This is a genomic window from Burkholderiales bacterium, assembly GCA_035560005.1.
GTDB lineage: Bacteria > Pseudomonadota > Gammaproteobacteria > Burkholderiales > Eutrophovitaceae > DASRFY01.
In genome coordinates this window covers 14,908-33,200 of the sequence record DATMAN010000007.1, presented here as the reverse complement: position 1 = coordinate 33,200, position 18,293 = coordinate 14,908, and the positions used below count along the sequence as shown (strand labels likewise).

At 68.6% G+C, this 18,293-nt stretch carries 14 protein-coding genes and 1 pseudogene; all 15 read left to right on the top strand.

The features are described 5' to 3' along the window. On the top strand, positions 1-167 hold a 167-nt coding region (locus VNM24_00560), incomplete at its 5' end, for a UDP-N-acetylmuramoyl-L-alanine--D-glutamate ligase (GenBank protein HWQ37089.1). Further along, positions 160-1,341, top strand: a complete 1,182-nt coding sequence (gene ftsW / locus VNM24_00555; protein HWQ37088.1) for a putative lipid II flippase FtsW — start codon at positions 160-162, stop codon at positions 1,339-1,341. The genes VNM24_00560 and ftsW, both read left to right, overlap by 8 nt. Continuing rightward, positions 1,338-2,411 (top strand): undecaprenyldiphospho-muramoylpentapeptide beta-N-acetylglucosaminyltransferase, encoded by a 1,074-nt coding sequence (gene murG / locus VNM24_00550; protein ID HWQ37087.1) that lies wholly within the window; start codon positions 1,338-1,340, stop codon positions 2,409-2,411. The genes ftsW and murG overlap by 4 nt, the downstream gene beginning before the upstream one ends. After that, entirely contained in the window at positions 2,408-3,790 is a 1,383-nt protein-coding gene (gene murC, locus VNM24_00545) for a UDP-N-acetylmuramate--L-alanine ligase (protein ID HWQ37086.1), read from the top strand. The genes murG and murC overlap by 4 nt, the downstream gene beginning before the upstream one ends. Beyond that, positions 3,787-4,710 carry a UDP-N-acetylmuramate dehydrogenase gene (gene murB / locus VNM24_00540; GenBank protein HWQ37085.1) on the top strand — a complete coding sequence of 308 codons (924 nt, stop codon included), beginning with the start codon at positions 3,787-3,789 and terminating at the stop codon, positions 4,708-4,710. Before murC ends, murB begins: the two co-directional genes overlap by 4 nt. Beyond that, a complete protein-coding gene (locus VNM24_00535) occupies positions 4,707-5,624 on the top strand; it encodes a D-alanine--D-alanine ligase (GenBank protein ID HWQ37084.1) in 918 nt (305 codons plus the stop codon). Before murB ends, VNM24_00535 begins: the two co-directional genes overlap by 4 nt. Continuing rightward, on the top strand, positions 5,614-6,348 hold the full coding sequence (locus tag VNM24_00530) for a cell division protein FtsQ/DivIB (GenBank protein ID HWQ37083.1): 735 nt from the start codon (positions 5,614-5,616) through the stop codon (positions 6,346-6,348). Before VNM24_00535 ends, VNM24_00530 begins: the two co-directional genes overlap by 11 nt. A gap of 3 nt (positions 6,349-6,351) precedes the next feature. Further along, on the top strand, positions 6,352-7,581 hold the full coding sequence (ftsA, locus tag VNM24_00525) for a cell division protein FtsA (protein ID HWQ37082.1): 1,230 nt from the start codon (positions 6,352-6,354) through the stop codon (positions 7,579-7,581). Positions 7,582-7,635: 54 nt separating this feature from the next. Further along, entirely contained in the window at positions 7,636-8,805 is a 1,170-nt protein-coding gene (gene ftsZ, locus VNM24_00520; GenBank protein ID HWQ37081.1) for a cell division protein FtsZ, read from the top strand. A gap of 86 nt (positions 8,806-8,891) precedes the next feature. Next, entirely contained in the window at positions 8,892-9,809 is a 918-nt protein-coding gene (lpxC, locus tag VNM24_00515) for a UDP-3-O-acyl-N-acetylglucosamine deacetylase (GenBank protein HWQ37080.1), read from the top strand. Positions 9,810-10,255: 446 nt separating this feature from the next. Then, a complete protein-coding gene (locus tag VNM24_00510; protein HWQ37079.1) occupies positions 10,256-11,203 on the top strand; it encodes a M23 family metallopeptidase in 948 nt (315 codons plus the stop codon). A gap of 101 nt (positions 11,204-11,304) precedes the next feature. Continuing rightward, positions 11,305-13,575, top strand: a pseudogene (locus VNM24_00505) (DEAD/DEAH box helicase). Then, positions 13,552-15,009: an SEC-C metal-binding domain-containing protein gene (locus VNM24_00500; protein HWQ37078.1), complete on the top strand. Its 1,458-nt coding sequence runs from the start codon at positions 13,552-13,554 to the stop codon at positions 15,007-15,009. The pseudogene VNM24_00505 and the gene VNM24_00500 overlap by 24 nt, the downstream one beginning before the upstream one ends. Positions 15,010-15,124: 115 nt before the next feature. Then, positions 15,125-16,705 (top strand): pitrilysin family protein, encoded by a 1,581-nt coding sequence (locus VNM24_00495; protein ID HWQ37077.1) that lies wholly within the window; start codon positions 15,125-15,127, stop codon positions 16,703-16,705. Further along, on the top strand, positions 16,702-18,126 hold the full coding sequence (locus tag VNM24_00490) for a pitrilysin family protein (GenBank protein HWQ37076.1): 1,425 nt from the start codon (positions 16,702-16,704) through the stop codon (positions 18,124-18,126). The genes VNM24_00495 and VNM24_00490 overlap by 4 nt, the downstream gene beginning before the upstream one ends. Positions 18,127-18,293: the final 167 nt, after the last annotated feature.

Here is an 18,293-nt window from a genome sequence, read left to right as displayed (position 1 = left end):
AGCGCTGCGCGACCCTCGAAGACGCGGTCGCGCGCGCGGCGGCGATCGCGCGGCCGGGCGATGCGGTGCTGCTCTCGCCCGCGTGCGCGAGCTTCGACATGTTCCGCGACTATGCCCACCGCGGGCGCGCGTTCGCCGACGCGGTGCGAAGGCTCCGCCATGGCTGAGGCCGCCGTCCTGCCGGCGGATCTGCGCCGGGTCCGCGACGCCCCCGGCGCGGAATACGACCGCTCGCTCGCCTGGGCGGCGCTCCTGCTTGCCGCGCTCGGTCTCGTGATGGTGTACTCGGCCTCGATCGCCACCGCCGAGGCGGGCCGTCATACCGGCGGCAACGCCGCCTGGTATCTCGTGCGGCATGCGGCGTATCTCGCCGCCGCCCTCGCCGCGGCGGTCGCGGTGTTCCTCGTGCCCTCGCGCCACTGGCAGCGCGCGGCGCCGTGGCTCTTTCTCGCCGGCATCGCGTTGCTTGCGCTCGTGCTCGTGCCCGGCATCGGGCGCGAGGTGAACGGGGCTCGCCGTTGGCTCAACATCGGCATCGGCTCGGTGCAACCCTCCGAGCTGATGAAGCTCGCGGTGGTGCTCTACGGCGCCGACTATACGGTGCGCAAGCACGCGGTGCTGAAGAACTTCCGGCGCGGGCTGCTGCCGATGCTCGCGGTGATGCTCGCGGTGGCCTGGCTGCTGCTCGCCGAGCCGGATTTCGGCGCGCTGGTGGTGATCGCCGCGGTGGCCTTCGGCATCCTTTTCCTCGGCGGCATGAGCATGCGCCATTTCGCCGCGCTCGCCGGCATGCTCGCGCTCGGCTTTGCGGCGCTCGTGCTCGCCTCGCCCTACCGCATGCAGCGCATCTTCGGTTTCATGGACCCCTGGTCCGATCCGTGGGGCCGCGGCTACCAGCTCTCGCACGCGCTGATCGCCTTCGGCCGCGGCGAGTGGCTCGGCGTGGGCCTCGGCGCGAGCGTCGAGAAGCTGCACTACCTGCCGGAGGCGCATACCGACTTCCTGCTGGCGGTGATCGCCGAGGAACTGGGACTCGCCGGCGTGGCGCTGGTGATCGCGCTGTTCGCCTGGATCGTGCTGCGCGCCTTCGCGATCGGGCGCCGCGCGGCCGCGCACGAGCGGCACTTCGCGGCGCTGGTTGCGCAGGGCATCGGCATCCTCGTCGGCTTTCAGGCGCTCATCAACATGGGCGTCAACATGGGGTTGCTGCCGACCAAGGGGCTGACGCTTCCGCTCATGAGCTTCGGCGGCACCGGTCTGGCGATGAACTGCGTCGCCATCGCGCTCCTCATCCGCATTGACTGGGAGGCGCGTCAGCTGCAAAGGGGGCTGCCCGCATGAGCCGCACCCTCCTCATCATGGCCGGTGGTACCGGCGGACATGTGTTTCCCGGCCTCGCAGTGGCCGACGAGTTGCGCGCGCGCGGCTGGAACGTGGTCTGGATGGGCGCGCGCTCCGGCATGGAGGCGCGCCTTGTGCCCGCGCGCGGCTATCCGATGGCGTGGGTGCACGCCGCGGCGGCGCGCGGTCGCGGCCTCGCCGCGGCGCTGTTTCTGCCGCTGCACCTCCTCATCGGCTTCTGGCAGAGCGCGCGGGCGATCCTGCGCATCCGCCCCGACGTGGTGCTCGGCATGGGCGGCTACGTCGCGTTTCCGGGCGGCATGATGGCTTCGCTGCTTGCGCGGCCGCTCGCGATTCACGAACAGAACGCGGTCGCCGGGCTCGCCAATCGCGTGCTCGCGCGACTCGCCGACCGCGCGATGGTCGCCTTTCCGGATGCGCTGCCGAAGGCCGAGTGGACGGGCAACCCGGTGCGCGCCGAGATCGCGGCGCTCGCGCCGCCCGAGGCGCGCTACGGCGCGCGCAGCGGGGCCCTCAGCCTGCTCGTGGTCGGCGGCAGTCAGGGCGCGCAGGCGCTGAACGAGGTCCTGCCGCAGGCGCTCGCAAGCCTTGCGCGCAACGCGCGGCCCGGGGTCGTGCATCAGACCGGCGAGCGGCATCTGGAAGCGACGCGGGCGGCGTACGCCGCCGCCGGGGTCGAGGCGGAACTGATCGCGTTCATTGACGACATGGCGGCGCGCTACGCCGCCGCCGATCTCGTCATCTGCCGCGCCGGCGCGATGACGATCGCCGAGATCTCGGCCGCGGGACTGGCGAGCGTACTGGTGCCCTTTCCGCACGCGGTGGACGATCACCAGACGGCGAACGCGCGCTGGCTCGCCGACCGCGGCGCCGCGATCCTCCTGCCGCAGCGCGAACTGTCGCCCGCGCGGCTCGCCTCGCTGCTTGCCTCGCTCGACCGCCCGCAGCTAATGGAGATGGCGCGGCGCGCCCGGGGGCTCGGGCGGCCGGATGCGGCGCGCGCGGTCGCCGACTGCTGCGCCTCACTCGTGGCGGGAGGCGCGGCATGAAGCACAAGGTCCGCCGCATCCATTTCGTCGGCATCGGCGGCGCCGGAATGAGCGGCATCGCCGAGGTGCTCGCCACGCTCGGCTACGAAGTGAGCGGCTCGGATCTCGCCGAGAGCGCGGCGACGCGGCGGCTCGCCGCACTCGGGGTGAAGGTCTGGATCGGCCACGACGCCGCGCAGGTCGCCGACGCCGACGTGGTGGTGGTCTCCAGCGCCGTGCGGCCGGACAACCCGGAGGTGAGCGCGGCGCGCGCGCGCCGCATTCCGGTGGTGCCGCGCGCGCAGATGCTCGCGGAACTCCTGCGCCTGAAGCAGGGGGTGGCCGTCGCCGGCACGCACGGCAAGACCACGACGACGAGCCTGGTGGCGAGCGTGCTCGCCGAAGGAGGCCTGGATCCGACCTTCGTGATCGGCGGGCGGCTCAATGCGGCGGGCAGCCACGCGCGGCTCGGCGCGGGCGACTTCATCGTCGTCGAGGCCGACGAGTCCGATGCCTCGTTCCTGCACCTGCAGCCGGTGATCGCGGTGGTGACGAACATTGACGCCGATCACATGGAAACCTACGGGCACGACTTCCCGAGCCTGCAGCAGGCCTTCATCCGCTTCCTGCACGGCCTGCCGTTCTACGGCAGCGCGGTGCTGTGCACGGACGACGTACATGTGCGCGAGATCCTGCCGTTCGTCTCGCGCCCGGTGGTCACCTACGGCACGCGCGAGGACGCGACAGTGCGCGCGGCGGACATCGCGCTCGGCGAGCGCTCGCGCTTCACGGTGTTGCGCCGCGGCCGCGCGCCGCTCGCGCTGACGCTCAATCTTCCCGGCCGGCACAACGTGCTCAACGCGCTCGCCGCCGTCGCGGTGGCGGGCGAGCTGCGCATCCCCGACGAGGCAGTGGTGCGGGCGCTCGCCGGCTTCAACGGCGTCGGCCGGCGCTTCCAGCGCTACGGCGAAGTGCCGCTCGTCCCCGATCGGCCCGGGGCCGGAACCTTCACGCTGGTGGACGACTACGGGCACCACCCGGCGGAGATCGAGGCGACGCTCGCCGCCGCACGCGCCGCCTACCCGGGCCGGCGCATCGTGCTCGCGTTCCAGCCGCACCGCTACACGCGCACGCGCGACCTGTTCGAGGACTTCGTGCGCGTGCTCGCGCAGGCCGATGCGCTGCTGCTTGCCGAGGTGTATCCGGCGGGCGAGGTGCCGATCGCGGGCGCCGACGGCCGCTCGCTCGCCGGGGCGCTCGCCGCCGCGGGCGCCGCGCCGGTTTTCGTCGAGCGCATCGGCGACATGGCCGAGGCGATCCGGCGCGTCGCGCGCGCAGGCGACGTCGTCATCACTATGGGCGCCGGCTCGATCGGCGCGGTCGCGGGGAGTCTCGCATGAACGCGCTGCGGGCCGCCGATCTCGCCGGACTGCGCGGCGAGCTGCGCGAGAACGAGCCGATGGGGCGCTTCTGCACCTGGCGCGCCGGCGGCCGCGCCGATCGCCTCTATGTGCCGGCCGATCTGGAGGATCTCGCCCAGTTCCTCTCGCGCGTGCCGCCCGAGGAGCCGCTGCTTTTCGTCGGGCTCGGCTCCAACCTTCTCGTGCGCCAGGGCGGCTGGCGCGGCACCGTGGTGCTGATGCACGCGGCGAAGAAAGCCCCGAAGCTCACCTACGGCCGGATCTACGCGGAGGCCGGGGTGGCGAGCCCGAAGGTCGCGCGCTTCGCGGCGATGAACAACCTCTCGGGCGCGGAGTTCCTCGCCGGCATTCCCGGCACCGTCGGAGGGGCGCTTGCGATGAACGCCGGCTGCTACGGCGGCGACACCTGGGAGATCGTCGAGGAGGCGCAGACGATAGACCGCTACGGCACGCTGCGCTGGCGCCACAAGAGCGAATTCGAGACGGGCTACCGGCACTGCCAGCTCAGATCCGGCGGCAGGATCGGCGCCGATCACTGGTTCGCGGCGGCGAAGTTCAAGCTGGCGGCGGGCGACCGCGAGGACTCGCGCGAGGCGATCCGCAATCTGCTCGAGCGGCGGCTGAAGTCGCAGCCGCTTTCGCTGCCCAACGCCGGCAGCGTCTTCCGCAACCCGCCGGGGCAGCATGCGGCCAAGCTCATCGAGGCCTGCGGCCTGAAGGGCCTGGCGCGCGGCGCCGCGCGCGTCTCCGAGATGCACGCCAACTTCATCGTCAACCCCAAAGGCGCGGCGAGCGCCGCCGACATCGAGTGGTTGATCCTCGAGGTGCAGCGCGTGGTGAAGGAAAAGACGGGCGTGGAGCTCGTGCCCGAGGTGCAGCTCGTCGGGGAGCCGGCATGAGCGCGCGCTTCGGAAAAGTGGCGGTGCTGATGGGCGGGCGCTCGGCCGAACGCGAGATTTCGCTCATGAGCGGGCGCGGCGTGCTGGCGGCGCTGCGCGCAAGGGGCGTGGACGCGCATGCCTTCGATCCCGCCGAGCGCGACGTGACGGAGCTCAAGCGCGAGGGCTACGCGCGCTGCTTCATCGCCCTGCACGGCCGCGGCGGCGAGGACGGCACCATGCAGGGGGCGCTGGAAGTGCTCGGCATCCCGTACACCGGCAGCGGCGTGCTCGGCTCGGCGATCGCCATGGACAAGTGGCGCACCAAGCTCGTCTGGCTCGCCGCGGGGCTGCCCACGCCGCGCTTTCGGATCCTCGCCGAGAACGACGACTGGGAGGCGGTCGCGCGCGATCTGGGGCTGCCCCTCATCGTCAAGCCGGCGAATGAAGGCTCGACGCTCGGTCTGACGCGGGTGCGCTCGGTCGCGGAGCTGCCGGCGGCATATGCGCTCGCGGCGAAGACCTACCGCGACATCGCGCTCGCCGAGGCGTTCGTGGACGGCCCGGAATACACCGCCTCGATCCTCGGCGAGGAGGCGCTGCCGCTCATCCGCATCGAGGCGCCGCAGGGCAACTACGACTACCAGCACAAGTATTTTTCCGACGAGACGAAATACCACTGCCCCTGCGGCCTGCCGGCGGCGAAGGAAGCGGCGCTGCGCGCGCTCGCCCTCGAAGCCTTCCGCGTCATCGGCGGCTCGGGCTGGGGGCGCGTGGACCTGATGCTCGATTCGCGCGGCGAGCCCTGGCTGCTCGAAGTGAACACCGCGCCGGGCATGACCGGGCATAGCCTGGTGCCGATGGCGGCGCGCGCCGCGGGACTTTCCTACGAGGACCTGTGTCTGCGCATCCTGGAGCTCGCCCATGTGGGATAACCCGCGGCTGCTGAACCTCGCCGCCGCGCTCGCCGCGGCGCTCGCCGCCGCGATCCTCGGCTACGCGGCGCTGCATGCATTGGCGCGCTCGCCGCTCTTTCCGCTGCGCGAGCTGCACGTCACGGGAACCCTCGCGCACACGACGCGGGCCGAGATCGAGCGCGCGGCGGCCGGATTCGGCGGCAACTTCTTCGCCGCCGATCTCGCCGAGCTGCGCGCGCGGCTGGAGCGACTGCCGTGGGTGCGGCGCGTCGAGCTGCGCCGCGCCTGGCCCGACCGCGTCGAGGCGAAGCTGGAGGAACACGTGGCGCTCGCGCGCTGGGGCGAACAGGGTCTGATCAGCGCGCGCGGCGAGCTTTTCCCCGGGCGCCTCGGCGCCGAGCAGGCGGCGCGGCTGCCGCTGCTCGCCGGCCCCCCCGGCACCGAGGCCGAGGTGGTGCGTCGCTACTTGCGCTTCGCGGAAATCCTGCGACCGCTTGGCGAGGCGCCCGAGCGCGTGATCCTGACGCAGCGCCATGCCTGGCAGTTGCGCACCGGCGGCGGTCTGCAGCTGGAGCTCGGGCGCGACCGCGGCGAACCGGTCGAGCGGCGCCTGGAGCGCTTCGTCGCCGCGTATCCGGCGACGTTGGGACGGCTCGCGCAGGCCGAGCCGCGCGAACCGAGAGTCGTGGATCTGAGGTACCCGAACGGCTTCGCGCTGCGGGTGCCGGAGTGGAGGAGTTAGGCCGTGCCGAAGGAAAACCGCAACTTGGTCGTCGGACTGGACATCGGCACCTCGAAGGTGGCGGCGCTGGTCGCCGAGCTGGGCGCCGACGGCGCCCTCGGCGTGCTCGGAATGGGCAGCCACGAGTCGCGGGGTCTGAAAAAGGGCGTGGTGGTGAACATCGAGGCCACCGTCGCGGCGATCCAGAAGGCGCTCGAGGAAGCCGAGCTGATGGCTGACTGCAAGATCACCTCGGCCTGGACCGGGATCTGCGGCAGCCACATCCGCAGCTTCAACTCGACCGGCATGGTCGCGGTGAAGGACCGCGAGGTGAGCGCCCTTGACGTCGAGCGCGCGGTGGACACCGCGCGCGCGGTCAACATCCCGAACGACCAGCAGATCCTGCACGTGCTGCGCCAGGAATTCATCATTGACGGGCAGGAGGACGTGCGCGAGCCCGTCGGCATGTCCGGCGTGCGGCTGGAGGTGAGGGCGCACATCGTCACCGGCGCGGTCTCGGCGGCGCAGAACATCGTCAAGTGCGTGCGCCGCTGCGGGCTGGAAGTCGAGGATCTGATCCTGCAGCCGCTCGCCGCGGCGCGCGCGGTGCTCTCCGAGGACGAGATGGAGCTCGGCGTCGCGCTGGTGGACATCGGCGGCGGCACCACCGACCTCGCCGTCTTCACCCGCGGCGCGATCCGCCACACCGCGGTGATCCCGATCGCCGGCGACCAGATCACCAACGACATCGCGATGGCGCTCAGGACGCCGACGGCGGAGGCCGAGGCGATCAAGGTGCGCCACGGCGTCGCGCTGCGCGCGCTCGCCGAGGCCGACGAGATGATCGAGGTGCCGGGCATCGGCGAGCGCGAGCCGCGCATGATGTCGCGCCAGACGCTCGCCGAGGTGATCGAGCCCCGCGTCGAGGAGCTGTATTCGCTCGTGCAGCAGAAGCTGCGCGAGTCCGGCCACGAGGAGCTGCTGTCCTCCGGCGTCGTGCTCACCGGCGGCAGCGCCCTCATGCGCGGCATGGTCGAGCTGGGCGAGGAGATCTTCCACATGCCGGTGCGCGTCGGCGTGCCGCGCTACGCCGGCGCGCTCGCCGAGGTGGTGCGCACCCCCCGCTACGCCACCGCGATGGGCCTGGTGATGGAGGGCGCCGCGCGCCTGCGCCAGGGGCGCCTCGCCCGCCAGGCGGGCTCGGTGCGCGCCGCGCTCGGGCGCATGCGCGAATGGTTCCAGAGGAATTTCTGATGTCGCTTGTTTCCAACCACGCAGTCAACAACCAAGGCAAGGAGGCGTATGACCATGTTCGAACTGCACAATGACACTCCGGCGGGCCCGGTGATCCGCGTCATCGGCGTCGGCGGCGCCGGCGGCAACGCGGTGGACCACATGATCGAGAAAGGCATCGGCCAGGTGGAATTCATCGCCATCAACACCGACGCGCAGGTGCTCGCGCGCAACAAGGCGAAGCACCAGATCCAGCTCGGCACGAGCGGCCTCGGCGCGGGCGCGCGGCCCGAGGAGGCGCGCGCGGTCGCGCTCGCCGAGCGCGAGCGGCTGGAGGAGGCGCTGCAGGGTGCGCACATGGTGTTCATCACCGCCGGCATGGGCGGGGGCACCGGCACCGGAGCGGCGCCGGTGATCGCCGAGATCGCCCGTTCGCTCGGCGTGCTCACGGTCGCGGTGGTGACCAAACCGTTCGCCTGGGAAGGTTCCAAGCGCATGAAGATCGCCGAGGCGGGCATCGAGGAAATCGCCCCGCACGTGGATTCGCTCATCGTCATCCTCAACGACAAGCTGGAGGAGGTGCTCGGCGAGGACGTGACGCAGGCGCAGGCGTTCGAGGCCGCCGACGACGTGCTGTGCAACGCCGTCTCCGGCATCGTGGACATCATCCACCGCGACGGCGTGGTCAACGTGGACTTCCAGGACGTGCGCACCGTGATGTCGGAGCAGGGCATGGCGATGATGGGTTCGGCGGCGGCATCGGGCATTGACCGCGCCCGCATCGCCGCCGAGGCCGCGATCGCCTGCCCGCTGCTCGACGGGGTCAACCTCTCCGGCGCGCGCGGCGTGCTCGTCAACATCACCGCCTCGCGCGCGAGCCTGAAGCTGCGCGAGACGAGGGAGGTGATGAACGCGATCCGCACGTTCGCCGCCGAGGACGCGACCATCATCCACGGCGGGGTGTACGACGACTCGCTCGGCGACGAGCTGCGCGTCACCGTGATCGCCACCGGCCTCGGCAAACCGGGGCTTGCGCGCGCCACGAAGCCCCAGCTGGTCGTGTCGCACAAGACCGGCACCGACAACCAGCCGATGGCGAATCCGGCCGCGCCGGACTATGGAACGCTCGCCGAGATCCCGGCCGTGATCCGGCGGCGCGACCGCGCGGCGCAGGTGGAGGCGCTTGCCGCGAGCGGGCTCGACAAGTACGACATCCCCGCGTTCCTGAGAAAGCAGGCCGATTGAAGTCGCCGCGCACGCTCGCGGCTGCGCGCGCATCGAGGCGGGCGCCCCCGACCTTGCCCGGGGGCGCTTGCTAGAATCGGCCGTTCATGCTCAGGCAGCGGACGCTCAAGTCGCTCGCGCGCGCCACCGGCGTCGGGCTCCACACCGGAAAGAAAGTGACGATGGTGCTGCGGCCGGCGCAGCCCGGCACCGGCATCGTCTTTCGCCGCGTGGACCTCGCCGCGCCGGTCGCGATCCGCGCCCGCGCCGATGCGGTCGGCGAGACGCGGCTGTGCTCGTGCCTGGTCGAGGGCGAGGTGCGGGTCTATACCGTCGAGCACCTGATGTCGGCGCTCGCCGGAACGGGCGTGGACAACGCCTACGTGGACCTGGACGGCCCCGAGGTGCCCATCATGGACGGCAGCGCCGCGCCTTTCGCCCTGCTCATCCAGCAGGCGGGGCTCGAGGAGCAGAACGCGCCGAAGCGTTTCCTGAGAGTGAAAAAGCGCGTCGAAGTGCGCGACGGCGACCGCTGGGCGGCGCTGGAGCCCTACGAGGGCTTTCGCCTGACGTTCTCGATCGCCTACGCGCACCCGGTGATCGCGCGCTCGCGCACCTCGCTCACCGTGGATTTCGCCGAAACGTCCTATCTGCGCGAGGTGGCGCGCGCGCGCACCTACGGCTTCATGCAGGACGTCGAGGACCTGCGCGAGTCGGGCCTCGCGCTCGGGGGCGGGCTGGAGAACGCCGTGGTGCTCGACGAATACCGGGTGCTCAATGCCGACGGCCTGCGCTTCGCCGACGAGTTCATCCGCCACAAGGTGCTCGATGCGATCGGCGATCTGTACCTGCTCGGCGGGCCGCTGCTTGGCGCCTTCAGCGCCTACAAGTCCGGGCACGCGCTCAACAACCGGCTGCTGCTCGCGCTGCTGGCCGAGCGCGACGCGCTGGAGCCGGTCACTTTCGAGCGCGCCGAGGAGGCGCCGGCCGGCGCGATCGGGCTGCTGCGCCAGGCGCCCGCCTAAGCTGATGATCGAGAAGGTTTTTGAGCGCCCGGCGGGCGGGTGACTCGGGCATCGTTTCGTACAGGTGATGCAGCGCATCAAGCGCCCGCGCGCCGAGCCTTCGCGGAGCGGAGGGCGCGGGTTCGGCCGCCAGCGCCTCGGGTTGCACCCTCACGGAAAGTCCTTTAACCTTCACGCCTTCGCTTGACAGGAATTTGCAAAGGCCCTCGGAGAGGAGCCTGAGCTTGGCCGCCGCCGCCGGAGTGGCGGCGAGCACCACAAGCTGACCGTCCTTCAGGTTCGCCGCCCGGACCCTGCGGGCGAGATCGGACGGCAAGAAAGAAGAACAGAGTCGGGCCGCAGCGCCGATTTCGAGCGCCTTGGCCACCACCGGCTGCAATCCGGGATCGGATTCCAGCAGCCGGCCGATTCTGGAAGGGTGCACGCAGATAACGTGAGGAGGCTACGTGCAGATTATCTTGATCTCGAACCGCCTCGCCAAGGCGCGGACACTGACCTTCTCGGCCCGCCATGTGCTCGCCTCGGCCGGCGCCGCCCTGCTCGTGCTCGCGGTGCTCACGGCCGGCCTGTACTGGCTGACGCTGCGCCTCGCGACGGAAATCCGCATCCCGCTGGTCCACGAGCTGGTGCTCGCGGCGGTGCGCGGCGAGGCCGAGCGCTCGCGCGAGTTCGTGCAGCAGAACCTGAACGCGATGGCGGTCAGGATCGGCGAGATGCAGGCGCAGCTCGCGCGCCTGGACGCGCTCGGCGAGCGGGTTTCGGCCCTCGCCGGCATCCGGCCGCAGGAGTTCCGCTTTTCCGAGTCGCCGGGCATGGGCGGGGCGCAGTCCACCGTCATCCCGCCGCAGGATCTCACGCTCGGGCAGCTCAGCGACAAGGTGGCCTCCCTCGCGCGCCAAGTGGAAAGCCGGTCCGACATGCTCGGGCTGCTGGAGGCGCAGCTCTTCGAGCAGACGGTGAAGAAAAAGGCGCTGCCGACGATGCTGCCGGTGAATGCGCCCTTCAATGCTTCGGGCTTCGGCTGGCGCATTGACCCGTTCACCGGCCAGCAGGCGATGCACGAGGGCATTGACTTCATTACCGACGTCGGCACCCCGGTGGTGGCGGCCGCCGGCGGCGTGGTGCAGTTCGCCGGGTTTCACCCGCAGTACGGTCTGATGGTGGACATTGACCACGGCAATGAGCTGGTCACGCGCTACGCGCACCTGTCGCGGATCGCGGTCAAGGAAGGCGACATCGTGCAGCGCGGCCGGCGCATCGCCGCGAGCGGCAACACCGGCCGCTCGACCGGGCCGCACCTGCACTTCGAGGTGCGCTTTCGCGGCACGCCGCAGAACCCGGCGCGCTTCCTGATGGCGCAGAACCCGCCGGCGCTCGCCGCGAACCGCAGATAGCCGGCGCTCGCCGCGCGGCGGGGCGGCGCGCCCCGCCGTGCTAACATGAGACGTTTTCATCCGGGGCGTTCACGCCTTCGGCCCCCGATTTCCGCCGCCGGTTGATGCTCAACGTCCTCACCAAGATCTTCGGCAGCCGCAACGAGCGGCTGCTCAAGCAGTATTCGCGCACCGTCGCGCGCATCAACGCGCTCGAACCCGAGGTCGCGCGCCTGGACGACGAGGCGCTGCGCGCCAAGACCGCGGAGTTCAAGGCGCGCATCGCGCTCAAGGTGGCCGCGGCCCCGGAGGAGAACCGCCTCGAGGCCGAGCGCGAGGCGCTCGAGGAGCTGCTGCCCGAGGCGTTCGCCGTCGTGCGCGAGGCGGGCAAGAGGACGCTGCGCATGCGGCATTTCGACGTGCAGCTCCTGGGCGGCATGGTGCTGCACTACGGCAAGATCGCCGAGATGAAGACCGGCGAGGGCAAGACGCTGGTCGCGACGCTGCCGGCCTATCTCAACGCGCTCACCGGGCGCGGCGTGCACATCGTCACGGTCAACGACTACCTCGCCAAGCGCGACGCCGAGTGGATGGGCAAGCTCTACCGCTTCCTCGGGCTCACCGTCGGCGTCAACGTCCCCGACATGGATCCGGCGGAGAAGCGCGCCGCCTACGCCGCCGACATCACCTACGGCACGAACAACGAGTTCGGGTTCGACTACCTGCGCGACAACATGGCGATGCACGTCGAGGACCGCTACCAGAGGGGCCTGCACTACGCCATCGTGGACGAGGTGGACTCGATCCTGATCGACGAGGCGCGCACCCCGCTCATCATCTCCGGCCAGGCCGAGGACCGGACCGAGATCTACTACCGCATGAACGAAGTGGCGCCGCTGCTCGTGCGGCAGAAGGAGGAGAAGAAGCCCGACGGACCCGAGCCGCCCGGCGATTTCTGGGTGGACGAGAAGAACCACCAGATCATCCTCTCGGAGGCCGGACACCAGAAGGTCGAGGAGATCCTCACGCGCATCGGCCTGCTGCCCGAGGGCGCGAGCCTGTACGAGCCGGCGTACATCAACCTGGTGCACCATCTGTACGCGGCGCTGCGCGCGCACCACCTGTTTCACCGCGACCAGCACTACGTGGTGCAGGACGGCGAAGTGATCATCGTGGACGAGTTCACCGGGCGCCTGATGCACGGCCGGCGCTGGTCCGACGGTCTGCACCAGGCGGTCGAGGCGAAGGAAAACGTCCCGATCCAGCCCGAGAACCAGACGCTCGCCTCGATCACCTTCCAGAACTATTTCCGCCTGTACCGCAAGCTCGCCGGCATGACCGGCACCGCCGACACCGAGGCCTACGAGTTCCAGGAGATCTACGGCTTCCTCGGGCTGACGGTGGGCGTCAACGTGCCGCAGATGGAGCCCGAGCAGAAGCGCGCCGCCTATGCGGCGGATATCACCTACGGCACCAACAACGAATTCGGCTTCGACTACCTGCGCGACAACATGGCGGTGCGCAAGGAAGACCGTGTGCACCGCAACTTCCACTACGCCATCGTCGACGAGGTCGACTCGGTCCTGATCGACGAGGCCCGCACCCCGCTCATCATCGCCGGGCCGACCGGACGCACCGACAACACCGCGTTCATCGAGATGCGTGAACTGGTCGAACGCCTGATCCGCCGCCAGACCGAGATCACCAACCGGTTGGTCGACGAAGGGATCAAGCTCTTCGAAGCGGGCAACGAATACGACGCCGGCATCAAACTGCTGGCGGTCAAGCGCGGCGCGCCGAAGAACAAGCGCTTCCTGAAGTTCCTCAAGGAGACCGGGGTCAAGAGGGCCATCGGACGGGTCGAGCTGGACTTCCAGCGCGACAAGAAGATGGGCGAGATCGACGAGATGCTTCTCTTTGCCATCGACGAGAAGGATCAGACCATCGATCTGACCGACACCGGACTCAACTTCCTGCGCCCGGAAGAGCAGAAGCTCTTCGAGATTCCCGACATCGGCGAGGGCGTGGCGGAAATCGACGAACGCGAGGACTTAAGCGATATTGAGAAGGCCAAGGCGAAAAACGAACTCTACAAGACGCACGCCGAGCGCTCCGAGCGCGTGCACGTCGTCTCGCAGTTGCTCAAGGCCTACTCGCTGTATGAGAAGGACGTTGAGTATGTCATCCATGAGGGGAAGATCGTCATCGTTGACGAGTTCACCGGGCGCATGATGCCGGGCCGGCGTTACGCCGACGGGCTCCACCAGGCGATCGAGGCCAAGGAAAAGGTCAAAATCGAGGACGAGACCCAGACTTTGGCGACGATAACCCTGCAGAACTACTTCCGTCTCTACAAGAAACTCGCGGGCATGACCGGCACGGCCGTGACCGAGGCGGCGGAATTCTACGAGATCTACAAACTCGATGTCACCAGCATCCCGACGAACGTCCCCGTCCGGCGCATCGATTATGACGACGTGATCTTTCGCACCCGGCGGGAAAAATACAACGCGATCGTGGAAGAGCTGGCGCGGCTCCACAATTCCGGCCAGCCGGTGCTGGTCGGCACGGTGTCGGTCGAAGTGTCCGAGACGCTCTCGCGCATGCTCAAGCGGATGGGGGTTCCGCACGCGGTCCTCAACGCCAAGTACCACCAGCAGGAGGCGGAAATCGTCGCGCACGCCGGCGAACGCGGGCATGTCACCATCGCCACCAACATGGCCGGCCGCGGCACCGACATCAAGCTCGGGCCGGGGGTGGCCGAGCTCGGCGGTCTGCACATCATGGGCACCGAACGCCACGAGGCGCGACGCATCGACCGCCAGTTGCGCGGACGCGCCGGGCGGCAGGGCGATCCGGGATCATCGCGCTTTTATCTCTCGCTGGAAGACGACCTGATGCGTCTGTTCGGCTCCGAACGCATCGCCACCATCATGGACAAGCTCGGCGTGCAGGAAGGCGAAGTGATCGAGCACCCGATGGTGACCCGCGCGATCGAGCGCGCCCAGAAACGCGTCGAAGCGCAGAACTTCTCCATCCGCAAGCACCTCCTGGAATATGACAACGTCATGAACCAGCAGCGCGAGGTGATCTACTCCCGTCGCGCCCAGATTCTCGAGCACGATGACCTGCGCGAGGAAGTGGTCGGCCTGATGGAGCAGATCGCCGAGAAGATGGTCGAACGCTACTGCCCCGACCCGACCAACCCCGAAATGTGGGACACCGGCGGGTTGCGTCTCGACTTGATGAAAACCTGCCTGCTGGACATCAACTTCGACGACCCCCATGTGCGCGAGTTGAACTACCGCGGCCTGGTCGAGTTTGTGCAGAAGGGCGTGCTGGCGGTCTACGAGAACAAGGAGACCGCGCTCACGCCGGCGATCATGCGCCAACTGGAGCGCTTCGCCATCCTGCGCGTCATCGACGAGCGCTGGAAAGAGCATCTCTACGAGATGGATCAGCTGAAGACCGGGATCAATCTGCGCGCCTACGGCCAGCGCGACCCACTGATCGAATACAAGAAAGAGGCCTTCGCGCTCTTCAGCGCGCTGTTGGACACCATCGACAAGGAATCGGTGGAGATGATCTTCCGGCTGCAGATCGCCCCGCCGCCGCCGGTGGCGCCGGCGGTCGACACGCGCCGTTTGCAGGCGGTCCATGAAGAGGCCTCGGCGATGGGCTACGCGGGCAATCCGGAGGAGGCCCGCACCGCCGGCAAGAAGCAACCGGTCAAAGTCGAGCAGAAGGTCGGCCGTAACGACCCCTGCCCGTGCGGCTCCGGCAAAAAATACAAGAAGTGCCACGGCGCCGTCGGTGTGCAGCCTTAGGGTGGCACGGTCGATGCCGCGCGCGCGGATGGGGGGCGGCGCAACTTTCCCGCCGCCGCCATCGTCTCAGACGGATGCTCCTTTCGCTGGACACATTCCGAATCATGGAGGTTTCATGAACTCACCCGCCCGGCGACTGACCGTCGCGGCGCTGGCGGCTGTGCTGTGCGCGGCCGGCCTGGCCTCCGCGGCCGACGAGGTCGCGCTGGATGTCAAGAAACGGGTCCTCGCCAACGGGATGACCGTGCTTGTGGTCGAACGCCACAACGCCCCGGTGATGGCGACCTACATCCATTACAAAGTCGGCTCGGCCAACGAGTGGCCGGGGATGATCGGCGCTGCCCACCTGCTGGAGCACATGCTCTTCAAGGGGACCACAACCCTCGGCACGCGCGACTACGCCCGCGAGGCGCCGCTTCTGGTTCGCGAGGACTCGATCCGCGCCGCCATCGCCGCTGAAGAGCGCAAGGCGCAGCTCTACGCCTTCCAGCGCGCGATCGGCATCACCGATGCGCCCGACAACGGCGCCACGATCGAAAAGCTCCACGCCGAGCTGGAGTCGGTCAAGACCATGCTCGATGCGCTGGTCGAGAAGAACGCCTATGAGCAGCTGTACTCCCGCAACGGCGCCTCGGGATTCAACGCCGGGACCGGCTACGATGGCACCACCTACTTCGTCAATCTGCCGGCCAATCGGCTGGGCTTGTACCTGACGGTCGAGGCCGACCGCATGACCAACCCCGTCCTGCGCGAGTTCTACGCCGAGCGCGATGTCGTCATTGAGGAGCGGCGCCTGAAGGTCGACAACGAGGGCGTGGCCAAACTGTTCGAGCAATTGATCGGCACCGCCTTCATCGCGCATCCCTATCAGATCTTCTGGGAGTGGACATCCGAGGTGGCCCAGCTGACCCGCCCCAAACTCGTCGATTTCTACAAGCGTTACTACGCCCCCAACCGCATGGTGCTGGCGATTGTCGGCGACGTGAAGGCCGAGGAGGTCTTCACCCGCGCCGAGGCCGCTTTCGGTAAGATTCCGCGCCAGCCCGATCCCGACCCGGTGGTCACCGTCGAGCCGGAGCAGCAAGGCGAACGCCGCGTCATTCAGAAGTTTGACGCCGAGCCGTACCTGTCGGTCGCCTATCACAAGACCGCCTTCGATGATCCGGACGACATCGTCTACCGCGTGCTGCACCGTCTGCTCTCCGACGGACGCACCTCGCGGTTGTACAAGTCGCTGGTGATCGATCAGCAGTTGGCGACCAACGTCTCGACCTACGAATTCCCCGGCTCGCAGTCGGGCGACCTCGACCCCAATGTCTTTGTCGTCGATGTCGAACCGCGCTCGCCGCACACCACCGCCGAGTGCGAGGCGGCTCTCTACGCCGAGCTGGAGAAAGTGGCCGGCACACCGGCCGACCCGCGCGAGCTGGAAAAGATCAAAAACCGCATCGAGTCGGATTTCATCTGGTCGCTGTATTCCAACCTTGGCCTGGCCAATCAACTGGCCGAGTACGAGGCCCGGGCCGGCGATTGGCGTTACCTGCTCACCATCCGCGACCGTCTGGCGCGGGTCACCGCCGAGGACATCATGCGGGTGGCGCGACGCACCTTCACCGCCGACAATCGCACCGTCGCCACGCTGGTCCCGCTTTCCGACGATCAGGCCGCCGCCAATGGGGAAGGGGAGGGACAATGAACCGGCATCTCCGGACCATCGCATGCGGCGTGGCCGCATGGGCGTTGATGCTCTGCCTGGCCGCCCCGGCCGGCGCACAGAATCCCTATGCGAAGTGGAAGTTCAACGAGATCACCTTTGATCCGCCGATGCCGGAGCGGTTTGAACTGCCCAACGGCATGGTGGTGTACTTCCTCCCCGACCGTCAACTTCCGGTCGTGACAATCAGCGTCCTGCTTCATGCCGGGGAGGCCTATGTGCCCGCCGACAAGACCGGGCTGGCCGCCATCACCGGCGAAGCGCTGGTCACCGGCGGCACCACGTCACGCACCCCCGATCAGGTCGATGAGGAGCTGGAGTTTCGCGGCATCCAGTGGAGTGGTTCCATCGAGATGGAATCGGGCGAGTTCTCGATGCAATGCCTCTCGCGCGACTTTGAAACCGCGCTGTCGCTGCTGTCCGATCTTCTGATCAATCCCGCCTTCGAGCCGTCGCGTCTGCAGCTGGCGATCGACAACACGCTGGAAGACATCCGCCGGCAGAATGATTCCCCCGGACGAATCTCGCGGCGCGAGTATGCACGGCTGGTCTACGGCGATCATCCCTATGGGCGCAGCCCGTCGGAGAAGACCGTCTCCGCCATCACGCGTCAGGACGTCATGGATTTTTACCGATCGTACTTCCATCCCAACCGCTGCATCCTGGCGCTTTCCGGCGATCTGGACGCCGCCGTCCTGAAGGGCCGTCTGGAGAAGGCCTTCCGCGGCTGGCCGCGCGGAGAGAGAACTCTCCCGGTGATTCCGGACCCGGCGCCGCCGCAACCGGGCGTCTATCAGATCGACAAGGACATCAGCCAGACCAATCTGCGCTTCGGCCACCTGGGCATCGACCGCCACAATCCCGACCGCCACGCCCTGCGGGTGCTCAATCATATCCTCGGCGGCGGCGGGTTCACTTCGCGCATGATGGGCAAGGTGCGTTCCGATTCCGGCTGGGCGTACTCGGTCGGGACGGCGTTTGGCACATCGGACAAAGCCGGCCTGTTTGTCGCCGCCTGCGAGACCAAATCGGAGACCACCACCAAGACGCTGGCGCTGATGCAATGGGTGATTTCCGATTTGCGCGACAACGGCATCCGTGAGGAGGAGTTGATCACCGCGAAGGAATCGATCATCAACTCCGATGTCTTCAACTACGATACGCCGGTCGATGTGGTGGAAAACTACGCCTGGCTGGAGTTCCACGGTTTCCCGCCGGATCAACTGAAGCGCAACCTCGAGAGCATTCGCGCCGTCACCCGGGCGGATGTCGAGGCGGCGGCGCGCAAGTACCTGGATCCGACGCGTTATGTGGTCGTGGCGGTCGGCAAGATCGCGGCCTTCGATGCGCCGCTGGACAAGTTCGGCCCGGTCACCACCATCACGCTGGACCCGGCGCCGTAGCCGCGCATGTCAGCGAACGCTGGACGGGGCGGATCTGAGACCAACCTGGACCCGGTCCTGTCATCCTGAGCGAAGCGAAGGGTCTGCTTTTTCGCCGGTCAAGAAGGCAGATGCTTCGCTGCGCTCGGCATGACATCCTGGCTGTAATCCCGTCTGCGACGCGGTCG